Below are 23,754 nucleotides of genomic sequence, written 5' to 3'. Positions count from 1 at the left end.
GAAGGAATAAGCTTTCAACCTGCGAAGCAGTCTCTTTTCAACTGTTTTACCTGTACCCGAAGGGCTATATCTCAACTGGAATAAGGGTTTCAATTTTGAAGACTATGCCGGGACGGCATTTTAATTGGGTTTAAAGGTGAAATCTTCGGTCTAATTTATTACACGTACGCTAAAACCTATTTTAAAGCCTTTTAAGGCATTATTAATTTTCGACGATACGTATATCAAAAAGTGTATAATTATGAGTTAGACAGGAGATATTGAAGCCTAAAAGAGGCTTAGACCTTATAAAACATAAAACTAAATTTAGTTTTACGTTTTTTCATCAATTTGTAAGCAGTAGCCCCTTTACCGGGTTAAGCCATGCCGGGACGGCATTTTAAATAAAGGATATTCAGAAACCATTTTACACCCATTTTCAACCCTGAATATTTGTTTTTTAGCTATAAAATCCCGATATTTATCGTTATAAATTGGCTGATTATGGATGCAGAAAGAAAAGAAAAAATTAAGAAATTATTCACCCGAAATATTGTTGGTATCAATTCTGAAAGGGTTCTTAACATCAATGATAATTTGATGTTAAACCAGTGGTTTGAGCAGGAAAAAAAGCAAAATACTATCCGAGACTTAACAAAGGATTTCAACCCTGACGTTCAGGTTATCGTTACCAAAGAGCAGTTAGACATCACCAACCAAATTAAAGCTTTGGCGGGTATGGCATCAACGGTACAGGATATTAAAGAAGATGTTCAGTTCGTTAAAGGTGTTTACACCCGGAAACCAGAACAAAAAGACAAAAAGGCGTTTACCACAAAAGAAGAACGTAGTATTGAACGCAAACGGATACTTCTAAAACAACCAAAAGTTAAATAGTTTAAAACTTGCCCAAAAACGCATATAAGCCTAAGAAATTAGGCTTTTTTATACCTTTTTAGGGAACAAAACAGGGAACAAAATGCTCTAATTTCAACCTCTAAAACTAATATTTTCCCTTTTTATATCATCTCCCCCGCCCTACTGGTTCAGCAAAAGCTAACCAATAAAAAAAGACCATAAATTTTTAAAAAAAAATAAAAGTAATTTTTTTTCCGCATTGGTTACTATTTTTTGAGAACCAGTAAAAAACGGCGTTTTTATCATAAAAAACAGCGTTTTTTGGGTAAAAAAAGGGAACAAAATAGGGAACAAAACGGGCTAAAAAGCGGCTTTTTTAGCGATTTTTTAAAATTAAAAAGTGCTTTTTTGATATCGTTAGGGCACTTTTCATTTTTTTTACATACCTTTCAGTTCCGATTTTACTAACCAATGCTGCATTTGTACTTAAAATATGTGTACCGTAAAGATGTTAAAAAGCTACGATAAGTTAAGTGGACTTTTGTAAAAAGATGGGCCTCACCCTGCCCTCTCCAAAGGAGAGGGTTCTTGAGTTACATAGTTGCCAATGCTTCTATTATTTAGTCTTGCATTTTAAAGTCCTCTCCTTTGGAGAGGATTTAGGTGAGGCAGTTTAGGTGAGGCCTCGCCCCTCAAATTTTCAGCTTCGCCCTGATTTTTTATTGGCTATAGCTATCTTTAATTAGATTTACCTGATGGAGAAAACCGGGAAACAGTTATGGTTTTACTGTTCGCTGCTGATAGCAGTAATGCTCAATAGCGGCAGGTTGCTTGCCCTGCGCGAAAATGGCATTGTGGCACATTACTGGCGCTTTAACGCTGCCGAATTTGGCTACCAATTATTGGCGCAGCTGGGTTTCTGCTACCTCCTGTTTTCGCTCAATTTAGGTCGTGGTCGCTTGGCCAGGTATCGGGATAACAACAAATACCTGAGCTATTTATCGCTCAATTTTCTAATAGCATTTTTTGGCATGGTGCTGATAGGCGGCGTACAAAAGCGGGTATTTAGCTTCAACCCCAACCAAATCAGGGGGGCTTTTTGGCTAGGATATTTAACCCGGTATGCTTTAGCTGCTTTATTAATTGGTATTATTATAAAAATAGTGCTGCTGCTGCGCCAAAACAAACAACAGGCCATTGAAAACGAACAACTTAAAAATGCCTACACAACAGCCGAACTTGAATTATTAAAAGAGCAGCTTAACCCTCACTTTTTATTTAACTCGCTGAGCAGTTTATCGGGCGTGGTGCGCGAAAACCCGGGCCTGGCGCAGCTATATATCAAACACCTGTCGTCGGTTTTCAGGTATACATTAATTAAGCCTGTAAGCAGCCTGGTTACCGTGAATGAAGAATTGACCATGGTAAAATCATTTGCCCAGTTATTAAAAATGAGATTTGAAAATGCCTTTGAGCTAACAATTGACGTGGGCGATGCCTTCATGCAATATAAACTGCCACATTTATCGTTACAGCCTTTGTTGGAGAATGCGGCTAAGCACAACGCGGCAACCCTGAAAACGCCATTGAAGGTAACCATTAAAATGTGTGGCGATGAATTATCGGTAAGCAACAACCTTAACCAAGTAGATGCAGATGGTACCGGCACCGGCCTGGCCAACCTGAACCAGCGCTACAAAATATTGATGCAACGGGAAATAGACATTGAAAAAACTACCAGCTATTTTACAGTTAAGCTCCCTTTGAAACATGAATAAACTACGTGTTGTTATAGTTGAAGACGAACCCGTTACCGCCCGTAACCTTGCACATGTGCTGCAAAACGTTGATCAAAACATCGATGTTACAGCATCCCTGCCTGATGTAAAAGACGCTGTGGAATGGTTTAATGATAATCCGGGCGCTTACGATCTTGTATTTATGGATATTCGCCTTGCTGATGGTGTATCCTTTGATATTTTTAAGCAGGCCGATGTACTGAAACCGGTTATATTTGTAACGGCTTATAACGATTATGCCATTCAGGCTTTTAAAAACAATGGCATTGATTATATTCTTAAACCCTTTGATGAGGCCGAAATAGAACTGGCGCTAAGCAAGTTTAAACGGCTGGTAGTACAAAGGCCCAAAGGCGATGCAAACCAGCCATTTGAACAACTGCTGCAACACGTAAAAATATTGGCAAAACCGTATAAGAAATCATTCCTGGTTCATTTCCGGGATAAGCTGATCCCCGTTGAAACGGTTAAGATAGCCTGGTTTTATACGGCCCATGAAATAGTATACGCCCAAACCACCGACGGGCAACAATACAACATTGAGTTTACTATGGAACAGTTGGAGCAACAGTTGGAGCCCGACCTGTTCTTTCGCGCCAACCGGCAGTTCATCATCAACCGCAAAGCCTTAACCGAGGTTGATTTTTATTTTAACGGACGCCTATCGCTGAAAATGAAGCCCGAACCGCCGGAGAAGATCCTCATTAGCAAAGCAAGAGTGCCTGAGTTTAAAAAATGGGTAGATAGTTAAGATTTTCGATTTCGGATTTAGCAAGCGGAAATAACGAGTGCAGTCACTTCGCCCCCCGGTTTTTCAGCTTCGCCGGGGTTCCTAAAACTTAAGCAGCATTTTCTGGTCAACTTTATATTGTCAATCAAAAACGACAAAATAATTCAACCGACTAAGAAAATGAAACATCAAATTGGCCCATACCGCATATACATATTATTATTCCTGGCGATACTTGTAACCGCCGAGATTATCTGGAGCTGGAAGAAAGATAAAAACGCTTATGACGTTAAAGAAACCTTTGCAAACCTTTATGTTTTTGTTGGCTTCCAGTTTTCTAAATATCTTTTTGCCGGCTACCAGTTAGCCATACTTGGCTTTTTTGCCAAACTGGCGCCGTTTACATTAGCCAGGAACGGCTGGGTTTTCCTGCTCACTTTTATTACGGCCGATTTTATTTATTACTGGTTTCACCGCATCTCTCACCATTGGAAACCGCTTTGGGCTTTCCATCTCATCCATCACTCGGCCATGCACATGAACCTTACGGCGGCTTACCGCCTTAACTGGTTTTCGGCAATTGTTAGTCCGCTGTTTTTTATACCGGCGGCACTGCTGGGAATGCCAACAGATTTTATTGTGATATCCTATGTGCTTAACCTGGCTTATCAATTCTTTTTACATACCGAAATTATTGGCAACCTGGGCGTAATAGAACATGTAATGGATACGCCATCGTCGCACCGGGTGCACCATGGCAGCAATCCTATTTATATTGATAAAAATTTTGGCGGCGTGTTCATTATCTGGGATAAGTTGTTTGGCACTTACCAGGCCGAAACCGAAAAGGTAAACTATGGCCTAACCACGGGCTTTGTAAGCAACAACCCGTTTGTATTGGTAGCCCGCGGGTTTATTGACTTGTTTAAAAACAAAAAATCTCCCGAAACAAACGAAGAGACCGGCACCATCGCTTTAAAGCAAACCTGCCGGCAGGCAATTTCCTGATCAAACAAAAAATAAAACTGAATAACATATACAGAACATTAAAATTTTAATATTATGAAAAGCGTAAAAACAACAATGGTGATATTGCTGATGGCATCAAGCCTTGGTTTAGGTTTAAATTCCTGTAAAAAAGATGGCGTTGCTGCCACCGACGTAACCGTAACTGAAGCAGACGCGGCAGAACTTACTACGGATGCCGTAACACCAACAACAGGCGGGTTTGCATTACAGGTAAACAGTTCGGTAACTATCCATAAAACGGTTGCGTTAAGCTGCGGCGTAAAAAAGGACTCAACCTTAACCAAAACAAGCGCGGCGGGTGCAACACCATCATACAGCTACAACCTCAGCTGGAATTATATGCTCACCTGCGCCGGTATTGTGCCCAGCCAGCTTACCTTCAATTTTACCGGCTCGCACACTTTTGATGGCGCGCGTATGTCATCAAACGGCAATAGCACGGGTAGCTTTGTCCTCACTAATTTACAGCCATCTGCATCAACTTACAGCTTAAGTACTACTTTTACCCATACCGGCACCGAAACCTCAAAAATTGCCCGTAAATACACCTTCACAAGCAATTTAAGCATTACATCGTCAAACATACTGGTTGATAAAACTACCTTGAAAATAGTATCGGGCAGCGCCGCGGTTAAGCTTACAGGCTCGTCGTCGTCCGGTAAGTCTTTCAGTTTTGCCGGTACCATCACCTTCCTTGGCGACAATAAGGCTACCCTACTTTTAAATAGCGGTGCCAGCTATGCTATTCAATGGTAAAGTGTATTTTTAACCAAATTACGAATGATGAAAAAGCAAGGAATTATAAAAGCACTTTGGCTAATAACCGCAATAATGACTTTAACGATACTAATGAGCAAACCGGCTATTGCCCAAACCTCAATGCCCGATTTTAAAAACTCTACCCCGGAGCAAAGAGCACAGTTTCAGACAGAAATGATGAAGAGCAAGCTAAAACTGGATGCTGCCCAGGAGAGCAAGGTGCAGGCCATTAATTTAACTTACGCCCGTAAAATGCAGGCAGTAATCAAGAGCGATGACGGTCGCTTTAGCAAAATGAAACAGGCCAGGAGTTTGCAGGAAGGAAAAGACCAGGAATTAAAAAGCGTGTTCACCCCGGCGCAGTTTAAACAATACAAGGACTTTGAGGATGAGATGAAAGCGAAACTAATGGAAAAGATTAAAGAAAAACAATAACTTTTTAAGGCACTGTACCAGTCACCTGGTTTATAGTGCCTTTTTTAAATTTATGTTGAGATTATGAAAAAGTTAATAACTGTGCTCCTTTTGCTTTGCACTATAGTTACAGCAAAAGCTCAGCATCATTTTGAAAAAGTTGATCAATGGCTTGCCGATAATACCGAAAAAATGGGTGGCCGTACCGTGCTTATGGTTTATAAAGATGGCAAAATCATTTACACTGGCAGCAAGGATGAAATGACCATAAAACAAAGGTTTGCCACAAAAATGATTGCTCGTAAAATGAGCAAAACACCCAACCTTGATGCTTTCACCACTACTACCAAAATTCCGGTTGCCAGTTGCAGCAAATGGTTTAGCGCGGCTTTGGTGATTACTTTTGTTGACGAGGGCAAACTAAAACTGACCGATACCGTAGGTAAATACCTGTCTGTACTCTCCAAAAGCGGCAAGGGGGCTATTACCATAAGCCAATGCCTGTCGCACCTTACCGGCATCCAGGCGCCGCCCATAAAAGAGGCATTACAGGATATGAAAGATATTCACAGCATGGATCAATCTATCCAAAACATTGCGGATATGCCCATTGAGGGAAAGCCCGGTACGCTGTTCAGGTACAGCAACGTAGGCCTGCAAATGGCGGCAGCTGTTATTGAGAAAATTAGTGGTAAAAGTTTCGAAACCCTTTTTGCCGAACGCATTGCCGGCCCATGCGGTATGGTTAATACCGATTTTGGCAAAGGCCCTGTAGCCTTCCCAGCCGGGGGGGCATGGAGCACTCCCACCGATTATCTTAACTTTTTGGTGATGATATTAAACAAAGGTACCGTTAACGGCAAACGTGCGCTAAGCGAAAAAAGCGTTAACGAAATGCAGGTAGACCGGATAACCAAAGACGTAAAAATAGCCTATGCACCTGAAGAAGCCGGCAATGCCGGCTATGGTTTCGGCGAGTGGGTATTGAAAGCGTCCGGCCCGCAAAATCCAACACCGGCAGTAAGTAGCCCAGGTTTATTTGGCAGTTTCCCCTGGGTAAATAACGATAAGCATTATGCCGCATTTTTAATGTGTTTTTACATTAAAAATGACGGCAGGCACGAACGATATTATGCGTTGAAACAATTGGTTGATGAGGCTTTATAATAGGGAGTTCAGCTGAAGGCAGAAACCAGCATATTCACGGGTTAAGACCCCGCGACTGTTAAAGATTTTAAAAACTCTCCCGCGAGGTTAGCGTAGCGTAACTCGTGGGTAAAACTGGTGTAAGCTTCCAGCTTACAAACACTAACAAATCAATTGAATATCCAACAAGCCCTTAATTCCGGCATAATCACGTGCGCTGCTATATAAATAATGTTCGGGCGTATCTACCCAGCCTGCTGCAACCGGGTTAAAATGAATATATTCCAATTTCTGATCAATAATAAGGTTATCGGTCAATTCTATTGGATGATTACCTTGCTGCCAAAACTGGTTGTTTTTATTGTTAGGATTAAAGTTACCTTCCTTGGCAAACATCCAAAGCAACCAGTCTTTACGGCTTTCCTGCGGGTTGTCCTGAATAGCCTTGATGATCGCTTTTGAAGTATGTGTTTTAAAATCCCGCAAGATGTCTTGCATTGGTTTGCCTTTGGTTCCCATAATAAGATGCACATGGTTACTCATAATAACCCATGCGTAAATTTCCAGGCCCTTCTTTTCCATGCAAAACTTAAAACTATCAACAAGTATTTCTTTGTAAGCAATACGGGTAAAAACATCCACCCATCTTACGGTGGTAAAAGTTGCGAAATAAAGTTTTTCCTGGTTGCGAAATTTATGGCTAAGGCTCATGGTGAAAGCAAATTAGCAACTAAAAATATAATTTCAAATTATTTGATTTGATTAGTTCAGCTGAAAGCTGAAACCATGGTAGTCACGGGTTAAAACCCCGCGACAGTAAACGATTTTAAAAAACTCTCCCGCAAGGTTAGCGTAGCGTAACTCGTGGGTAGAATGGTTGAAGCCTTCGGCTTCAGTTCAGCTGAAAGCTGAAATCATGGTAGTCACGAGTTAAAACCCCGCGACAGTAAACGATTTTAAAAAATCTCCCGCGAGGTTAGCGTAGCGTAACTCGTGGGTAGAATGGTTGAAGCCTTTGGCTTCAGTTCAGCTGAAAGCTGAAACCATGGTAGTCACGAGTTAAGACCTCGCGACAGTTACATACTTATAATTTCTTACTAACTTCTATCCGGTGCAAAAGCCTCAATATCAATACTGTTTTTTGTACCCGAAATTACCTCCTGTACCAATAACCCTGTAGCTGCTCCTAAACTCAGGCCCATCATGCCATGCCCGGTTGCTATAACAAGGTTGCCGAATTTATTGCTCCTGCCGATATAGGGCAAGCCATCAGCAGATGACGGCCGGAAACCAAACCAGATATCTTTTTCGGCAGGCACAGCTGGTTTCAAGCCGGGGAAATACTTAGGTACCGATTCAACAATACCCTTCACGCGGTTCATGTTGATGCGGTTGTTGATTTTATCAAGTTCCATAGTGCCTCCGTAGCGCAGGCCGCCATTCATGGGGGTGATGGCTACACGTGCTTCTGCCAGCAATGCCGGAATCTGCATGGATGGAACTTGTTCTTTCACATTAAAAGAATAGCCTTTACCCGGCATCAGTAATATTTTAACTCCCAACAATTTACCTATCGCCGGCGACCAGGAGCCCCCCGCAACAATATATTCATCGGCTTTAAATTCTTCATTGTACGATAAAACCCTCGTTACTTTACCTGCAACAGTTTCTATTTTAGTAACCTCTTTATTCGTAATAAGATTTACCCCGGCGCCTCTGAGGTATTTTACCATCGCCGCCATCAGCTTATTTGGCGATAGGTGTGCATCGCAACGATAGTGTACCGCGCCTAATACGTCAAGCTCCAGGTTGGGCTGCAGCTTAACACAATCAGCCGGGCTAAGCACGGCCATATCCAAACCCAGTTCGCGGCCCTTTTCGGCCAGGTGAGCTTCTTCTTCGCCTGCCTTTTCGGTTTTGTAAAACATCAGGATCCCCTTTTCAACCAGGTCGAAATCAAATTCCGGTTCTTTACTCAAATCTTCATAGAGCTTTTTGCTTAGTAAAGAAAGTTCGGTTAACGGTGTTGCAGACCGCTCTACGTGCCCTGCATTTGCTTTTTGAAGAAACTTTAGTCCCCAGGAAATAAGTTGCGGATTAAACGATGGCTTTACATAAAACGGGCTCTTACTATTAAACATCCATTTTATGCCCTGCGAAACCATACCAGGAGTCGCCAACGGAATAAAGTGACTGGGCACTATCATACCCGCATTGCCGAACGAGCAGCTATCAGTCAGATCGCCTTTATCCAACACGGTAACCTGGTGCCCGGCCTTTTGTAAATAATATGCGGAACTTAAACCTACAATTCCGCCACCTATGATCAGCACTTTTGCCATTTTTTGAAAGCTTAAAGCTAAAGGCCTAAGACCGAAAGCTTACTTTTTAATTAAAACTTGTCATTTCGAAACGAGGTACGAGTGAGAAATCTTATACGAGCGATGGGCCGTGAAGCTTGTCGTATAAGATTTCTCCTCACTCAACGCTCAGGCCTGCCCTTCGTTCGTTCGAAATGACAAGTGGATTATTATTGTTATTTCTTTATATCACCTGGAAACCATGTGCATACGGATCGTCATCATCTATTTTGATGGTATTGTAACCATAAACTTTTGCCCAGCCTTCAACACTCGGAATAATGGCATCCAGTTCGCCAATTTTCACTACATCTTCAACCTTGCCTGTGAATTTACTACCGATAATACTTTCGTGGATAAAAGGCTCGCCAACTTTCAGCTTGCCTTTGGCATACCATTGTGCCATACGTGCAGATGTACCGGTGCCGCATGGCGACCTGTCAATGGCCTTATCGCCATAAAATACGGCGTTACGGGCGGTAGATGTACTATCTAACGTTGCGCCCGCCCAAAGGATATGGGTACATGTATTTATGGTAGGATCCTGCGGGTGAACGAATTTATATTTTTCGTTAATGCGCTTGCGTAATACCTGGCTCCAGGCTATCAGCTGCCCGGCGGTATAATTTTCAAGCCCGGCAAAATTTGGCTGCGGATCAACAATGGCATAGTAATTACCGCCATAAGATACATCGATGGTTAGCATACCCAGATCGGGGCACTCAACTTCCAGGTTGGTAGCGGCAAGATAGGCGGCCACGTTCCTGAGTTTAACCGAAGTGACTTTTTTACCTTCCTGCTTATATTCTATTAAAACAAGGCCGGCCGGCGCTTCCATACGTACTATGCCGGGTATTTTAGGCTGAATAAGCCCCTCTTCAATAGCAATGGTGATGGTACCAATAGTACCATGTCCGCACATGGGCAGGCAGCCACTGGTTTCAATAAATAAAACGGCCACATCATTTGCCGGATCATGAGGCGGAAACAAGATACTTCCCGACATCATATCATGCCCTCTTGGCTCAAACATCAGCCCGGTGCGTATCCAGTCGTACTCTTTTAAAAAGTGCTGGCGCTTCTGGCTCATGTTATCGCCCTTAAGCGTTGGGCCGCCACCTGCCACTACCCTAACGGGGTTACCGCAGGTGTGCGCATCTATACAAAAAAATGTTTTACTACTCATTTGAAAGCATAAAGCTTAAGGCCGAAGGCATAAAGCCGGCCTTAAGCTTTGGTTATAGTTTTATTAAATGATGATTAAGCTTCAACTTCGGTTAGTTTACCCCAGCTGCCAACAGGTAGTTCCGGGCGAACGGCTAATGCATCATTAATGATCTTTAACACTTTGGTGCGTTCTTCGCCAATTAACGGTAAACGTGGCGCGCGCACATTTTCGGTACCAATACCTGTTGCAACTTCGGCCAGTTTAATATACTGAACCAGTTTTGGATGAATATCTAATTCCAATACCGGCAAAAACCAACGGTAAATGGTTAAAGCTTCGGCAATTCTGCCGGCTTTTACCAAACGATAGATAGCTACCGTTTCTTTAGGGAAGGCATCAACCAAACCTGCTACCCAGCCATCGGCACCCATTACAAGGCTTTCCATAGCCAGTGGATCAACACCGGTAAATATGGCGTAGCGGTTGCCAAAACGGTTAAACATTTTGGTAACGTTTGATACATTACGGGTTGATTCTTTTACCGCCTGGATGTTTTTATAAACCGCCAGTTTTTCAAACATATCCAGTGTAACTTCAATTTTATAATCAACAGGATTGTTGTATATCATGATAGGCAGTTCGGTACTTTCGGCAACTGCGCCTATGTAAGCCAAAGTTTCGCGTTCTTCGCTGTTATAGCGCATTGGCGGCAATAGCATTAAACCATCGGCACCTGTATCAAAAGCTCTTTTAGCACAGGCTACAGCTGCTTTAGTGGTTTGCTCAGCAATATTTAATATTACCGGCACCTTACCATCAACATATTCAATAGTGTGTTTTAATAACGCAAACTTTTCATCATCGGTAAGCACACTGGCCTCGCCTAATGAACCGCCTAAAATAAACCCGTCGACACCAGCTTCAAGCTGTGCGGCAAGGTTAACATCAAAAGCATCAAAATCTAATTCGTCGTTATCGGTGAACTTGGTGGTTACCGCAGGGAATACGCCTTTCCAGTCAAAAGTTATCATTGTTTCTTATTTTTATCAAAAGTACGGTGGATTACTAAATTATTGAACTAACAATTTAGCAATCATTAGCCGGATTTTAGCCTCATTCCTCTGTTTTTGTTAAAAAAAGAGGAACAGGCTTGTTATTTGGGTTAAGATACGGTTAGCGGTTGCTGAAACAATAGTATTTTTAATACCTAAATAATTACAGCATATGTGTTTATTTCCCCACAAAAAAGCCCCTGCAATCAGCAAGGGCCTGTTACTAAACCAAGGAGATAAAAATTAATCAGGGCTTTGTTTTACTCAAAAGCGAAATACCGGCATCAATATACTGCCCGCCCACTGTTTGGTGGCAATGTATGGCTATCGTATTTTTGCCTTTCAGGTTTAGCGCTGCTTTACCTTCTTTACTTATTGGCGCTACGGTATAGCCGGATGTGCCACCATCAATTGTTGCAGCTTTAACGCCGTTTATGTATACCTCGCAGGTTTCATCGTGATGAATGTACAGCACCAGATTGTCTTTGTTGATGGCCCTGGTTTCATTAAGGGTAAAATCCTGGCGTATCCATATATCGCTGCTGTTCCAAACCGTTTTAACATTTACACCTGGCGTAAAGCTTGTACCAAACCCGCCGGGGCCCAATTTCCATGCGGCATCATTGTACTGTGTGTTAAACCAGCCGTCTTCCGGTTTGGAGAAGGTATACTTCCAATCGCGGCTGTTGGTTTGCGATGATGGCAGCACATCGCTGATGTACATATGATCGTTAATGATTTTTTTGTTGGATGCGCTGATGTTTGCTACGCCTCCTTTATCTACCTCGCGGTCATAGGTGAGTAAACCATTTAACTCCACTTCAACATCGGTAATTTCGGTGTATACCGCGGCGCTTAATCCTTTATTGGTTTTGTATAGCACGAGGTCGTTGGCGTAGGTATCGTACAAATTGGTATAATCTTTTTTGTTATCAATCATGATATATGTAGGGCCCGATTTCCAGATATGACCCGGAATTATGTACCCGATACCGCCATACTCGCCACAGGCCAAAACCTGGGTTTTACTTTCGGGCACCGCTGGCGGCGGGTAGCTGTGAATATCCATAAAATCGCCAACGCCAAAATGGTTGCCCCCACTGGCCTGGTTAATAAGCCGCGAATCGTCGAGCTTACGTACCATGTTAACTAAACCGGCCGTGTTATGCTGCCCTTGTGCTTCGTTAAAAACTACCCAGGTTACAATGCTCGGCGTGTTCCAATGCGTTTTAATCATCCGGGTTAATTCAGATGCGTAGGCAACTGAATCAATAGGTGGCGTATGTTCTGTATACGAATTTTCAGACGGCATATCCTGCCAAACCATTAAGCCCAGTTTATCGGCCCAGTAGTACCACCGGTACGGCTCAACCTTAATGTGCTTGCGCACCATGTTAAAGCCATAGTTTTTAATCATCTGCAAGTCGTTTTTGATGGCAGCATCAGTAGGCGCGGTATAAATACCATCGGGCCAGAAACCCTGGTCAAGCGGGCCTATCTGGAAAAGGAATTTATTGTTCAGGAACAGTTTTTTGTAACCATCCTCATCGCCTACCGATATCTTCCGCATCCCGAAGTAGCTGGAAACCATATCTACGCTTTTGCCGTCTTTTTGCAGGCTGATATCTAAATTATAAAGGAAAGGCGAATCCGGGGACCATAATTTAGCATTCTTAACCGGCACACTTAATTCCTGGCCGGCTTTGCCGCTGTAAGTTTGTACTACTTTTACACCATCCTTCACTTTAATGGCTACCGTGTATCTTGCTGCTTTTGCTGCTGTGCTTACGGTAAGTTTTACCACTGATTTATCAATATCCGGGGTTATCCTGATATCGTTAATATTTGTTACCGGCACAGGCTCCAGCCACACCGTTTGCCAGATACCGGTAGTAGGCGTATACATAATGCCCTGCGGGTGCAGGCTTTGCTTACCACGTGGTTCGCCGGCATCATCTGTAGCATCAAAAACCCTTACGGTAATTTCCTGCGGACCAGCACCTGTTATTGCAGATGTGATATCGTAGCTAAATGGGTCGTATCCGCCCTTATGCACACCAAAACTTTTGCCGTTTACAAACACTTCCGACTCATAGTCAACCGCGCCAAAGTGCAACAGGACATGCTGACCTTTCCAGGCCGCGGGGACCGTGAATTTGCGACGATACCAAAGCCTGTCGTGGTGTTCCATTACACCCGATAGCGCCGATTCCACCGGGAATGGCACCAGGATAGTTTTGCTGAGCTTGCCTTTTGGTAAAGCATCGCCGGCAGCACCGGGCTGGTACTGCCAAACACCGTTAAGGTTAAGCCATTTTACACGGGCAAACTGCGGGCGCGGGTACTCGGGCAAAACACAGTTCGGGTTTACATCTTTAGCAAACCGGGTCATGAGTACCGCTTTTTTTGGTTGCCATTGTTGGGCAATCAGCAGCGAGGGCATAATCATTGCTGCTAAGCAAAGGATTTTTTTTAAGTTCATAATATTGGCGGAAAGCACACAGGCCTTTAATACCCTGCATGATTAATACTGACGCTAAAATTATACTAAAATGCCAAGTCCGTTTAACCCCTAATTACAATTGATTGTTTTTGGCGAAAAGTTGATACGATTTGTGGGATTTTGTTTATTTCATCAACTCAATGTCGGGAACGAGATTCCCTTGATTTTCCTGAACAGCTCCACCGCGTACAAATCCGTCATCCCCGAAACAAAATCAAGTACAGTTTGAATTTTAGAGTAATCATCCTGGTTTTGGGTTAAAAACTGCCTGGGGATAAGCTCTACCAGTTTTTTATGATACTTGGATGAGTTTTGCAGGTAAGCCGGGATAAATTCTTCCAGTATGCCACCCATAACTTTATAACCGGCAACTTCTATCTGCACAACCGACGAGTAATTGTATATCTTTTTTACCGACAAGGTTTCGATGTTTTTCATGATGGTACGATAGGGTTCGTCTATCATATCTATCAGCGATGTATTGAAATCGCCGGCAAGGATGTTTTGCTGCTGATTGTAAAACAATTTGGAGCATTGCTGTATCAATGTGTTTATTGACCGGGCACGCAAATAGCCAACTTTTGCGTCGTCGTCGTCAATGTCATCAAGGCGCGCCTTCATTTTCGGGTCGTTACATAAAGGCAGCAACAGGGCTTCAATTTCATCATAGGATAATATCTTGAGGCGATGAGCATCTTCTATATCAATAATATTATAGCAGATATCATCGGCAGCCTCTACCAGGTAAACCAGTGGATGGCGCTTATAAATCGGCGGATTGTCCTGTACTTTGTTTAGTCCCAGTTCGTCGGCTATTTTCCTAAAACCGGCCTGTTCCGACTGGAAGAACCCATATTTTTTAGTGTGGATATTCGCTTTATTCCCGCCAACGATAGAAGCGCAGGGATATTTGGCAATAGCGGCTATGGTAGCATAAGTAAGCGCGAAACTTCCGTTCCCTTTGCCCGAGTAAGCATGTGTAAGTATGCGTAAAGCATTGGCGTTACCTTCAAAATTAATCAAATCGGCCCATTGCTCATCGGGCATATTTTTTCGATAGCCTGCACCATCGCCCTCAATAAAATAATGTGATATTGCGGCTTCGCCCGAGTGGCCGAATGCCGGGTTGCCCAGGTCATGCGCAAGGCATGCCGCCGAAATGATGGTGTCGATATCACTCATCAGCGGCAGGCGGGCATCAATCCCCGGATCTTCTTCCTTAAGCCTGTTATAAAAAATGCGGCCTAATGATTTGCCAACACTGGCTACCTCTAAACTATGGGTAAGCCTGTTATGCACAAAAATACTTCCCGGTAAAGGAAATACCTGGGTTTTATTTTGCAGCCTCCTGAAAGGCGACGAAAATATAATACGGTCATAATCCCGCTGAAACTCCGACCGGGCATCAACCTGGCTTGCAACATATTTATCCTCGTATCCCCAGCGCTTGGCCGATAGTAAAGTTTCCCAATTCATCATAAGCGGCAAATACAAATCTTGTTTAGTATTTACCGGCAATATTATCCTATAAATTTCATAAACAGAAAAGAGATAAACATTTTATAGCCATAACTAATTTCAATACCTTATTTAAAAACAAAAGCCCGGTATAAACCGGGACTTTTATCAGTTAATCAGTTAAGGAAATTTGTTTAATTAAATAGCAGCATGTTGGTTATTAAGGTTGTGCTTGTGCCCGAGGTACAGGTGTTTGATTTCATACTGCCTGTTTACCCTATCAAAAATCATCAGATCGGCATCCTGGTGAAAGTTGTTTTGTACGCTGTAACAAAAATCACTATCGGCAGGGAAGCTTTGGATAACATTTTGTAGCGTTAAATTTAAAACAGGCTCCTGTGTATTTACGCTATAAAAATATTTTGCTACGGCTTTCGGTCCTTTTCCTTGCTGCTCTAACCCATCCCTGGTATAAAGCAAAAAGCCGGCGGTATCCAGCACCCGGTAAGCCTGGTTTTGATAAAATCTGAAGTCCTGGTTATCCTGGCGATAGCCAAAAACCTGTTTTTTTGAGAGCTTTATTTTTTTGCCCTGGTAACGTATACTAATGTGGTTGCCACCTAAAAAATCGTTCAGGTGCATACTGTCGCCATTGCTTAAAATGTAGCTTAGTTTACCGGCTTTATAATCCTGCTCTGTTAAGTAAACACCTGTATTATTTGTTTTATCATAGGCATACAGCGTGCTAATTTGCAAACTAATGACCACAAAGGCGATTAGCATTTTAATTGAGTTTTTCATTTTACTTTTAATTTATTGTTGTGGTATACTATTGTTAATAGTAGCTTTTTAAAAAGCCGGGCGGCAAAACCCGGCCTCCAACCTTTACTAAACTTAGCCAAACAATCAAGCGTAAGTTATTGCCGGTTTTATTGCATGTTATTAAAATCTAACCAATAGGGCCGCTATAAACCTTGTTTCGGAGTTTACCAGGTCGGGCTTAAAATCGGCAGGGAGTGTGGTGGTATTATAACCGTCGGGCGAAGTAACGCCACCATGGCCAGCAAAATAAGGCACGTTGGCATGGCGATGAACAACTTCTAACCTGAATGTCAGGTAATCGTTAGGCATCAAATCAACAGTGGTTGAATAATCATAAGCTTTAAACTTATCGCCGGGATTGGCCGAAAACGGATGTGTACCAACAGCGCCTGTGTTAATGGCCGGAATTGGGTTGGCATCGCCCGTAGGATACAATACCAGGTAGCGGCCGGGGTTGTTCATAAAACCGCCCCCAACTGTCCAACCCAGGTGGCCTTTTGCCATCACCATACGGTGGTAAAGCATGGCGCTGGCAAAATATTGCGCAGGGCCTTTAACCGGATCAGATGTAAAACCGTTTACGCCGTCGCCTTTCTCGTCGCCAAGGTCGCCGGTTACTGAGAATGCAGCACTGTTTACAAACGAACCTTTATTGGAGCTTTTGAAATACCTTACTTCAATACTGTTATCGGTATGGAAACGTTTACGGCCTGGTTTATCCTGTGTATCGGCACCGTAGTAGTTGTTTGACAGTATCTGTAACCACTCTTTCGGACGCCATAAAATCTGACCGCCTATACCCGGCCTGCTGTTAAACATACCGTATGATTGCCAGCCGTTTATTAACCATGGCTCAATTTTCAATTTGTCTGATACGAAGATTTGTACTCTTACTCCATTAAAAAACCAGGGGGTATTATCAGATGTGAATGAAGGTTGATATGCCCAGTTTTCGGCGTTGTAGTAAGAGAACAAACCGATGTACGACATGAAGATACCGGCATCAACGTTGATACCATTCAGCACATTAAAGTGGTAACCGGCATTGGCCTCGCTTAAATAACGGTATGCCGTTGACAAATCGAACTGACCGCGCGTAACGCTAAAATCGTTACGGGGCACCACTGTAGACCGGGTACCAAACTGGGTAAGCACGCTGGCGCGGATATTATCGTAATGGAAATCGCCTCCAAACGCTACGGTTGATATTTCAAACTCATGATCGCGGGCAAGCGCGGTTGACCCTACCACGGTATGGTCAATAGGGTTGTTGTTTGATGCGGTGTAATTAAAATCTAACAAAAAACGGCCGGTAAAATATTTGGTATCCAGCAGAGCCTTGTGCCTGCGGTCGTTGCCGTTAAGCCAGGTAAAATCGCCAAAAGCAAATGGCTCGGGTTTAGTTTTTACAGAGTCGGTAACCGCTACGCTGTCTTTTTTAACAACAGCTGTTGGGTTTTGAGCATAGGCCGTAGTAAACAAGGAGCCTACAAAAATTGATAAGAAAAGTTTTTTCATTTTAAATATGGATATTACTTGTGAGCATACCGGGCAAAGCGTTTTTTTAATTTTTATTGCTTTGCCCCTGTTTGCTTGCGTTAACTATGGCACAGATGCCAATTGCTATTCCAGATTTTGGGACTTGGTTTGATTTGAATTGATTATCAGCGATATAATTATTAAGCTTTCATCAATTGAATTTACAGTCCATCAAAAGCTTCTCATTTTGTGAGGGAGGCTTTCTCATCCTGAGTTGTAAAATTTCGCCAGATTTTAAAGCGGGGAATGATGTATATCGCATGACGGCGAAGACTCACCCGGCGAGGCTACGCCCGCCACCCTCTCTTCGGCTTCGCCGGAAAGAGGGGCTTGAAAATTCATCGTTTATTTTTTAATATATTGATATGACCGCTCAAACCCTTCTTCACACCGCATGTAAAGAAAGGGTGCCGCCGTTAGTACACCGGCCGCCGGTTGAGTCATGGCCAGCGTTTAAAGCCAATGTTTGCGTAATATTAAATATGTTATGCGTCGTTGTAAATTTTCGCGAAATTCTGAAGGAGGGATAACACGCTGGAGAAAGACTTAGGAAGTTTTTGAAACTTCCTAAGTCTGAATTTTCAACTCGTCGCGAGTATCAGTTAAGCAGTATCTGGTACTCTTCTATTTTACGGTAAAGGGTAGCCAGGCCAATGCCCAATACCCGGGCGGCTTCGGTTTTATTGCCTTTAACATATTTGAGTATCCTTCGGATGTGATGTTTCTCCACACTGTGCAGATCAAGCGCTACCAGGTCATAGTAGCCGCCGTTATGAAACTCGTTGGGTAATAATTTAGGGGTAAGCACAGGTTCGTCCATCAGGATAATAACCCGCTCAATCACGTTTTTGAGCTCGCGGATATTACCATTCCACTTGTGCTGGTTAAGCAGCTTAAAAAAGTTGGGGTCAACATCGGGCTGTTTCTTTTTAACTTTTGCCGAATATAGTTTTATAAAATGCCGGGCCAGTACTTCAATGTCGCCAACCCGTTCGCGCAGTGGTGGCAAAACAATAGAAAAGCCGGATAAGCGGTAAAACAAATCGAGCCGGAAATGCCCTTCCTCTGATTCCTTCTGCAAATCGCGGTTAGTAGCAGCTACCAGCCGCACATTTACTTTGGTAGTTTTGGCTTCGCCAATTTTTATAAAGGTACCGTTTTCCAGTACCCGTAATAATTTGGCCTGCAAATCGTGGCTCATTTCGCCCAGCTCGTCTAAAAAAATGGTGCCGCCGCTGGCTTCTTCAAACAGGCCTTTTTTATCTTTTACGGCTCCAGTAAATGCCCCTGCCTTGTAACCAAACAATTCGCTCTCCAGCAATTCTTTACTAAAGGCGCTACAGTTTACGGCTACAAAGGGTTTGTCTTTTCTTAAACTTTCGGCATGTATGGCTTCGGCAAATACTTCTTTGCCGGTACCTGTTTCGCCTAAAAGCAAAACGGTGGCATCGGTATGGGCCACTTTTTTTGCCAGGTCAACCGCCTCTAAAATGGCGGCCGACTGGCCTAAAACAACCGGAAAGCCATGCTGGGCCTCGGCCTGTTTTTGCAGTTCGCTAACCTGGTATTGCAGGTTGGCTTTATCAATAGCCTTACTTACCAGCGGGATAATTTTATCATTATCATCGCCCTTGGTCAGGTAATCAAAAGCCCCGTTTTTTATAGCCAGCACCCCATCGCTGATGGTGCCGAAGGCTGTGAGGTTGATAATCTCGATGTATGGTTTTATCTTTTTTATGCGCTCTACCAAATCTACCCCATTGGCATCGGGCAATTTTACATCGCTTAAAACTACCCTTATATCTTCGCGTTCAACAAGCTTAATACCAGCTTTAGCATTGGCTGCCTGCATTACCTGGTACCCTTCAAGTGTCAGGATGCGGGCCATCAGTTCGCTGAGTTTTACCTCATCATCAATTATTAATATGCTTGATTTCATTTTTGTATTTATTAGGATTGTTGATCAGCATCAATGGCAGCGCATCAAGCAGCCTGATGTATAAGCTGATTCCTTTTTTTATCTCTTCCAGGTAAATAAATTCATCAGAAGAGTGTGACCTGGCCGAATCGCCGGGGCCTATTTTTATCGACGGAACCGATAGCCAGGCCTGATCGGATGTAGTAGGCGAACTGTAGGTTTTACAACCAATAGCTATACCCGTTTTTACGATGGGGTGATTAACCGGTATTGAGGATGCACCAAGCGCCCCCGGGCGTACGTTAACCTGGCAGGAAACATTTTTTAAAATAGTATCCAGGATTTGCCGCTGCGAAAAGGTATCGTCGTTACGGATATCTACCGTAAACTCGCAACGGGCAGGTACAATATTGTGCTGCATGCCTGCCTTAATTGTAGTAACAGTCATTTTAACCGGCGGTAAACTTTTTAATTGCTGCGGAAACTGGTAGGTACTAAACCACTCCAGGTCTTTCAAACATTTATGAATGGCATTATCGCCCTCGTCCCTGGCCGCGTGGCCAGACCGGCCGTTGCTCACGCAATCTATAACCAAGTTGCCTTTTTCTGCCACGGCCATCTGCAACAGTGTTGGCTCGCCAACTATCGCAAGCTCCAGTTTGCCCAATTGAGGGAGCAGGGATTTAATGCCGTTTTCGCCGGAGTTTTCCTCTTCGGCGGTAACGGCAAGGCAAAGGTTAAAGCCCAGGCCCTGGTAGCTGTAAAAATGCAAAAAAGTGGCAATTAACGATACCAGGCAGCCGCCTGCATCGTTACTGCCCAGGCCGTAAAGCTTACCATCAATTATTTCCGGGCAAAACGGATCTTTGGTATAACCCTCGTTTGGCATAACCGTATCCAGATGAGAGTTAAGCAATATTGTCGGTTTGTTTTCATCATAGAATTTGTTAAAACACCATAAATTATTCCCCTTACGCTTTACTTTTACCGAGTAGCCAAACAAATACTGGTGCACAATATCGGCTACATCGCTTTCTTCCCCGCTAAATGAAGGCGTCCTGATCAAATGCTGCAGCAGGGCTACAGATTCGCTAAAAAAATGAGGATTTAAGGGCAAACTCTTGGCGGCTTTTGCAAAGCTTAACCGCTGGTTCAAATCTTTTATCATAACCATGTTTTCAATTAGTTTAATTGCGGATCAAACAACATTGCGGTGCAAAGGCAATTGCACCTGTTTTTACTTTGCAGCACATCATAATTCACACAGCTTTTACAGCTATCCCAAAAGCGGGTTTCGCGCGTAACCTCGGTATAGGTTACCGGCACGAAGCCAAGTTTAGTATTCATTTTCATGATTGCCAGTCCCGATGTAATGCTGAAAATTTTGGCAGCGGGGTATTTGCTACGCGATAATTCAAAAATTTGAGTTTTAATTTGCGAGGCTATCCCATTGTTACGGTGTTTGGGCGATACGATAAGACCGCTGTTGGATACAAATTTTTCATCATCCCAGGTTTCGATATAAGAGAAACCCGCCCACTCGCCGTTTTGGGTAATTGCAACTATGGCCTTGCCCGCGTCTATCTTTTCTATTACCGAGGCCGCCGATCGTTTTGAGATCCCTGAGCCCCTTGCTATCGCAGAACTTTCCATCTCGCGAATGATCTGATCCGCAAAAACCATATCGGCCGGAATGGCCGTCCTTACAATAATTCGTTCATCTTCCATTGCATTTGTTAGTTTATTTCAGTTACCGGCGCTAAATGGTCAATAACTGTATATACCCCAATGCCAAAAGAATGCCCTTAATGCCAACAACCGCACGATAACCGGTTTTACCTGTGTAAATGAATAAATTATATTAAAAAGAAAATATTGGTGAATAAAAAAAGCCTATCAAAATGAAAGGCTTTTATTTTCAATTTAAGTGGTTTTAACAATTAATGCACCGGATGATGATCTTGCTGGTTTGCCGGAATTGGTTCCAGGTAACCTTCGTTGTTAACCGCCAGGTTACTGGTAGTTGCTACAGGTACATTTTTTTTTGCTTTTGGGCCGGCCATTGGTATTACAATTACTGCAATAAAGGCTGCTACTTCCAGTACGATATAAAATGATGTCATGACTTAATTTTTTAGTGTATTATCAATTACAGCCTGAATTACTATTGGCATGCCAAAAAACGCTTAAAATGCTTAATAGCAGCTAAAAACACTTTAAACCGACTAATTTGATTGAGCAGGCACATTTAGGCATTTAAAAAACCTATCATTTTGAAAGGGTGGTAATATCAAAATGAAAAACAACATAGATTGGGGCGGGCAATATATTTGTAGCAGGCATATGATTAAAACAGGTATAAAAACTACAACTCTTTTTATTATTTCTCTTTTTAAAAGAATAAAACCCTTACCGCAATATTAATCTGAGGCAACGGATAATTATTTCTTTTATAAAAAAAAACAAAAAACTATATATCAATTAATTATACAAAAATTACCTTTATATAATCAGCCATAACATACCTTAAAAACACACTTATGGCTGATTATAATAAATTATAATTAGCCATAAGTACAACAAAAATCATGGTTGTGGCTGGTTATCTATTTTTATAATCAGCCACAAGTGTGTATATTTGTATAGTTGTGGCTGATTATCTATTTTTATAACCAGCCACAATTATACAAATCACTTTATTAACAGTTCTTTAGCCTAACAGGAGAGGAATAATATGAAGGAAATTATCGGGAGAGTAACAGAAAAGCAATTGCTGGAGCAAACCTTAAAAGCCGATGAGGCTGAATTAATTGCCATGTATGGTCGCAGGCGTGTAGGCAAAACATACCTCATCCGCAAAACATTTCAAAAGCAACTGATCTTCGAATTTTCGGGGATACATAACGCGCCGTTAAAAGAGCAACTCACCAATTTCAGGAATACGATAGCTCCGCTGTTAAAACTGTCCATTCCGCTTCCTGTTCCGCTTAATTGGACTGAGGCTTTTTTAATACTTAAAAATTATGCTGAACCGCTGCTGAAGAAAAACAAATGTGTTATTTTTTTGGATGAGTTTCCGTGGTTAAGTTCACCAAAATCGGGTTTCTTATCTGCATTTGAGTTTTTTTGGAACTCATGGGGAACAAAGCAAAACAACCTTATTGTAACCATTTGTGGTTCTGCGGCATCATGGATGATACAAAAAGTGGTAAATAACAAAGGCGGATTGCATAACAGGATCACTAAAAAAATTCGCCTGCTTCCTTTTACACTGGCCGAAACAAGCGATTACCTGAACAATAACAACGTAAATTTAGATCAGTACCAGATTACGCAGCTATATATGGCGTTGGGAGGCATCCCTCAATACCTCAAGGAAATTGCACCCGGCCAAAGCGCCGCCCAAAACATCGATCGTATTTGCTTTACCAAAGATGGCGCGTTGCAGGGTGAATTTAATAACCTATATCAATCGTTATTTTCGGAGGCCGATAAGCATGTAGCCATTGTAAAGGCCCTTGCTGCCAAGCCAGCCGGTTTAACGCGCAAGGAAATCATCGCCGCTTGTCACCTATCAACAGGGGGTACTACTACTTTGCTGCTACAGGAACTGACCGAATCGGGCTTCATATCTGCCTACCTGCCTTTTGCAAAAAATACCCGGGACAGTATTTACAAGCTATCTGACGAGTACTCCCGGTTTTATCTTAAATTTATTGAAAACAGCCGCGCTACAGGTACAGGCACCTGGATCAAATTATCGGCCGCACCCTCATGGGGAAGCTGGAGCGGCACAGCCTTTGAAAGCATATGCCTAAAACATACCCGCGAAATTAAAGCCGCGCTTGGCATAGCCGGGGTTTATACAGAAGAATCGGCATGGAGACATGTTCCCGGCAAAAAACAGCCCGGGGCACAAATAGATCTTCTATTTGATCGCCAGGATTTTTGCATCAGCATTTGTGAAATAAAATTTTCGAATACCGTTTTTACTATAGATAAAGCCTACGCGGCCGAGCTGGTGCAAAAATGCGAGGTATTTAAAAGCAACACAAAAACTTCAAAAACACTATTTATTGTAATGGTAACCACCTTTGGCACCCAGGACAATAGTTATAAAACAGGGCTTGTACAAAATGATATTGTATTACAAGATTTGTTCAGATAGGCTAGTCTTAAATCAACAGTACTAAGTCACAAGTCTAAAGTTTTTTTTGACT

The 23,754-nt window shown here is 42.7% G+C and carries 20 protein-coding genes; 8 read left to right on the top strand and 12 right to left on the bottom strand.

The annotated features are described in order from the left end of the window. Window positions 1–483: 483 nt before the first annotated feature. From FSB76_RS23365 to FSB76_RS23335, 7 genes are all read left to right on the top strand, one after another. On the top strand, window positions 484–876 hold the full coding sequence (locus FSB76_RS23365; RefSeq protein WP_147057674.1) for a hypothetical protein: 393 nt from the start codon (window positions 484–486) through the stop codon (window positions 874–876). 716 nt (window positions 877–1,592) lie between these two features. Next, window positions 1,593–2,615: a sensor histidine kinase gene (locus FSB76_RS23360; protein ID WP_147057672.1), complete on the top strand. Its 1,023-nt coding sequence runs from the start codon at window positions 1,593–1,595 to the stop codon at window positions 2,613–2,615. Beyond that, window positions 2,608–3,387, top strand: a complete 780-nt coding sequence (locus FSB76_RS23355; protein WP_147057670.1) for a LytR/AlgR family response regulator transcription factor — start codon at window positions 2,608–2,610, stop codon at window positions 3,385–3,387. Before FSB76_RS23360 ends, FSB76_RS23355 begins: the two co-directional genes overlap by 8 nt. A gap of 159 nt (window positions 3,388–3,546) precedes the next feature. Continuing rightward, window positions 3,547–4,374 carry a sterol desaturase family protein gene (locus FSB76_RS23350; RefSeq protein ID WP_147057668.1) on the top strand — a complete coding sequence of 276 codons (828 nt, stop codon included), beginning with the start codon at window positions 3,547–3,549 and terminating at the stop codon, window positions 4,372–4,374. A 54-nt stretch (window positions 4,375–4,428) separates the two neighbouring features. Continuing rightward, window positions 4,429–5,151, top strand: coding sequence for a hypothetical protein (locus FSB76_RS23345; protein ID WP_147057666.1), 723 nt, complete (start codon window positions 4,429–4,431; stop codon window positions 5,149–5,151). 75 nt (window positions 5,152–5,226) lie between these two features. Further along, entirely contained in the window at window positions 5,227–5,589 is a 363-nt protein-coding gene (locus tag FSB76_RS23340) for a hypothetical protein (RefSeq protein ID WP_225976289.1), read from the top strand. A 63-nt stretch (window positions 5,590–5,652) separates the two neighbouring features. Next, window positions 5,653–6,735: a serine hydrolase domain-containing protein gene (locus FSB76_RS23335; protein ID WP_147057662.1), complete on the top strand. Its 1,083-nt coding sequence runs from the start codon at window positions 5,653–5,655 to the stop codon at window positions 6,733–6,735. A gap of 141 nt (window positions 6,736–6,876) precedes the next feature. Here FSB76_RS23335 and FSB76_RS23330 read toward each other — a convergent pair whose 3' ends face one another. The 12 genes from FSB76_RS23330 to FSB76_RS23275 form a co-directional block, all read right to left on the bottom strand. Next, on the bottom strand, window positions 6,877–7,425 hold the full coding sequence (locus FSB76_RS23330) for an REP-associated tyrosine transposase (protein ID WP_147057660.1): 549 nt from the start codon (window positions 7,423–7,425) through the stop codon (window positions 6,877–6,879). Window positions 7,426–7,811: 386 nt separating this feature from the next. Continuing rightward, window positions 7,812–9,056 carry an NAD(P)/FAD-dependent oxidoreductase gene (locus FSB76_RS23325; RefSeq protein ID WP_147057658.1) on the bottom strand — a complete coding sequence of 415 codons (1,245 nt, stop codon included), beginning with the start codon at window positions 9,054–9,056 and terminating at the stop codon, window positions 7,812–7,814. A gap of 202 nt (window positions 9,057–9,258) precedes the next feature. Continuing rightward, window positions 9,259–10,260 carry a 4-hydroxyproline epimerase gene (locus FSB76_RS23320; protein ID WP_147057656.1) on the bottom strand — a complete coding sequence of 334 codons (1,002 nt, stop codon included), beginning with the start codon at window positions 10,258–10,260 and terminating at the stop codon, window positions 9,259–9,261. A 74-nt stretch (window positions 10,261–10,334) separates the two neighbouring features. Next, the gene (locus FSB76_RS23315; RefSeq protein WP_147057654.1) at window positions 10,335–11,273 is read right to left on the bottom strand and encodes a dihydrodipicolinate synthase family protein; all 939 of its coding nucleotides are present in this window, start codon (window positions 11,271–11,273) and stop codon (window positions 10,335–10,337) included. 268 nt (window positions 11,274–11,541) lie between these two features. Beyond that, a complete protein-coding gene (locus tag FSB76_RS23310) occupies window positions 11,542–13,776 on the bottom strand; it encodes a glycoside hydrolase family 2 protein (RefSeq protein WP_147057652.1) in 2,235 nt (744 codons plus the stop codon). A gap of 153 nt (window positions 13,777–13,929) precedes the next feature. Continuing rightward, the gene (locus FSB76_RS23305; RefSeq protein WP_225976552.1) at window positions 13,930–15,273 is read right to left on the bottom strand and encodes a deoxyguanosinetriphosphate triphosphohydrolase; all 1,344 of its coding nucleotides are present in this window, start codon (window positions 15,271–15,273) and stop codon (window positions 13,930–13,932) included. Window positions 15,274–15,453: 180 nt separating this feature from the next. After that, complete coding sequence (locus tag FSB76_RS23300) at window positions 15,454–16,056, bottom strand: hypothetical protein (RefSeq protein WP_147057648.1); 603 nt, start codon at window positions 16,054–16,056, stop codon at window positions 15,454–15,456. 141 nt (window positions 16,057–16,197) lie between these two features. After that, window positions 16,198–17,595, bottom strand: coding sequence for an outer membrane beta-barrel protein (locus FSB76_RS23295; RefSeq protein WP_147057646.1), 1,398 nt, complete (start codon window positions 17,593–17,595; stop codon window positions 16,198–16,200). Window positions 17,596–18,214: 619 nt separating this feature from the next. Next, complete coding sequence (locus FSB76_RS23290) at window positions 18,215–19,555, bottom strand: sigma-54-dependent transcriptional regulator (protein ID WP_147057644.1); 1,341 nt, start codon at window positions 19,553–19,555, stop codon at window positions 18,215–18,217. After that, window positions 19,530–20,702 carry a M20 family metallo-hydrolase gene (locus FSB76_RS23285; RefSeq protein ID WP_147061068.1) on the bottom strand — a complete coding sequence of 391 codons (1,173 nt, stop codon included), beginning with the start codon at window positions 20,700–20,702 and terminating at the stop codon, window positions 19,530–19,532. The genes FSB76_RS23290 and FSB76_RS23285 overlap by 26 nt, the downstream gene beginning before the upstream one ends. Before the next feature lie 14 nt (window positions 20,703–20,716). After that, window positions 20,717–21,262, bottom strand: a complete 546-nt coding sequence (locus tag FSB76_RS23280) for a GNAT family N-acetyltransferase (RefSeq protein ID WP_225976288.1) — start codon at window positions 21,260–21,262, stop codon at window positions 20,717–20,719. Between the two features lie 212 nt (window positions 21,263–21,474). Further along, entirely contained in the window at window positions 21,475–21,657 is a 183-nt protein-coding gene (locus FSB76_RS23275; protein ID WP_147057642.1) for a hypothetical protein, read from the bottom strand. Window positions 21,658–22,268: 611 nt separating this feature from the next. Between FSB76_RS23275 and FSB76_RS23270 the strand changes: the two genes are divergently transcribed. Continuing rightward, window positions 22,269–23,702 carry an AAA family ATPase gene (locus FSB76_RS23270; RefSeq protein ID WP_147057639.1) on the top strand — a complete coding sequence of 478 codons (1,434 nt, stop codon included), beginning with the start codon at window positions 22,269–22,271 and terminating at the stop codon, window positions 23,700–23,702. Window positions 23,703–23,754 lie beyond the last annotated feature (52 nt).

The sequence above is a fragment of the Mucilaginibacter ginsenosidivorax genome (genome assembly GCF_007971525.1).
GTDB classification, from domain to species: Bacteria; Bacteroidota; Bacteroidia; order Sphingobacteriales; family Sphingobacteriaceae; genus Mucilaginibacter; species Mucilaginibacter ginsenosidivorax.
The sequence above is the reverse complement of the archived record's forward strand: the minus strand, read 5'-3'. Positions and strand labels throughout refer to the sequence as shown.

Coding starts and splice junctions, on each gene's coding strand:
- FSB76_RS23365 (WP_147057674.1), top strand. CDS start 484: ATGGATGCAGAAAGAAAAGAAAAAATTAAGAAATTATTCACCCGAAAT.
- FSB76_RS23360 (WP_147057672.1), top strand. CDS start 1,593: ATGGAGAAAACCGGGAAACAGTTATGGTTTTACTGTTCGCTGCTGATA.
- FSB76_RS23355 (WP_147057670.1), top strand. CDS start 2,608: ATGAATAAACTACGTGTTGTTATAGTTGAAGACGAACCCGTTACCGCC.
- FSB76_RS23350 (WP_147057668.1), top strand. CDS start 3,547: ATGAAACATCAAATTGGCCCATACCGCATATACATATTATTATTCCTG.
- FSB76_RS23345 (WP_147057666.1), top strand. CDS start 4,429: ATGAAAAGCGTAAAAACAACAATGGTGATATTGCTGATGGCATCAAGC.
- FSB76_RS23340 (WP_225976289.1), top strand. CDS start 5,227: ATGACTTTAACGATACTAATGAGCAAACCGGCTATTGCCCAAACCTCA.
- FSB76_RS23335 (WP_147057662.1), top strand. CDS start 5,653: ATGAAAAAGTTAATAACTGTGCTCCTTTTGCTTTGCACTATAGTTACA.
- FSB76_RS23330 (WP_147057660.1), bottom strand. CDS start 7,425: ATGAGCCTTAGCCATAAATTTCGCAACCAGGAAAAACTTTATTTCGCA.
- FSB76_RS23325 (WP_147057658.1), bottom strand. CDS start 9,056: ATGGCAAAAGTGCTGATCATAGGTGGCGGAATTGTAGGTTTAAGTTCC.
- FSB76_RS23320 (WP_147057656.1), bottom strand. CDS start 10,260: ATGAGTAGTAAAACATTTTTTTGTATAGATGCGCACACCTGCGGTAAC.
- FSB76_RS23315 (WP_147057654.1), bottom strand. CDS start 11,273: ATGATAACTTTTGACTGGAAAGGCGTATTCCCTGCGGTAACCACCAAG.
- FSB76_RS23310 (WP_147057652.1), bottom strand. CDS start 13,776: ATGAACTTAAAAAAAATCCTTTGCTTAGCAGCAATGATTATGCCCTCG.
- FSB76_RS23305 (WP_225976552.1), bottom strand. CDS start 15,273: ATGAATTGGGAAACTTTACTATCGGCCAAGCGCTGGGGATACGAGGAT.
- FSB76_RS23300 (WP_147057648.1), bottom strand. CDS start 16,056: ATGAAAAACTCAATTAAAATGCTAATCGCCTTTGTGGTCATTAGTTTG.
- FSB76_RS23295 (WP_147057646.1), bottom strand. CDS start 17,595: ATGAAAAAACTTTTCTTATCAATTTTTGTAGGCTCCTTGTTTACTACG.
- FSB76_RS23290 (WP_147057644.1), bottom strand. CDS start 19,555: ATGAAATCAAGCATATTAATAATTGATGATGAGGTAAAACTCAGCGAA.
- FSB76_RS23285 (WP_147061068.1), bottom strand. CDS start 20,702: ATGATAAAAGATTTGAACCAGCGGTTAAGCTTTGCAAAAGCCGCCAAG.
- FSB76_RS23280 (WP_225976288.1), bottom strand. CDS start 21,262: ATGGAAGATGAACGAATTATTGTAAGGACGGCCATTCCGGCCGATATG.
- FSB76_RS23275 (WP_147057642.1), bottom strand. CDS start 21,657: ATGACATCATTTTATATCGTACTGGAAGTAGCAGCCTTTATTGCAGTA.
- FSB76_RS23270 (WP_147057639.1), top strand. CDS start 22,269: ATGAAGGAAATTATCGGGAGAGTAACAGAAAAGCAATTGCTGGAGCAA.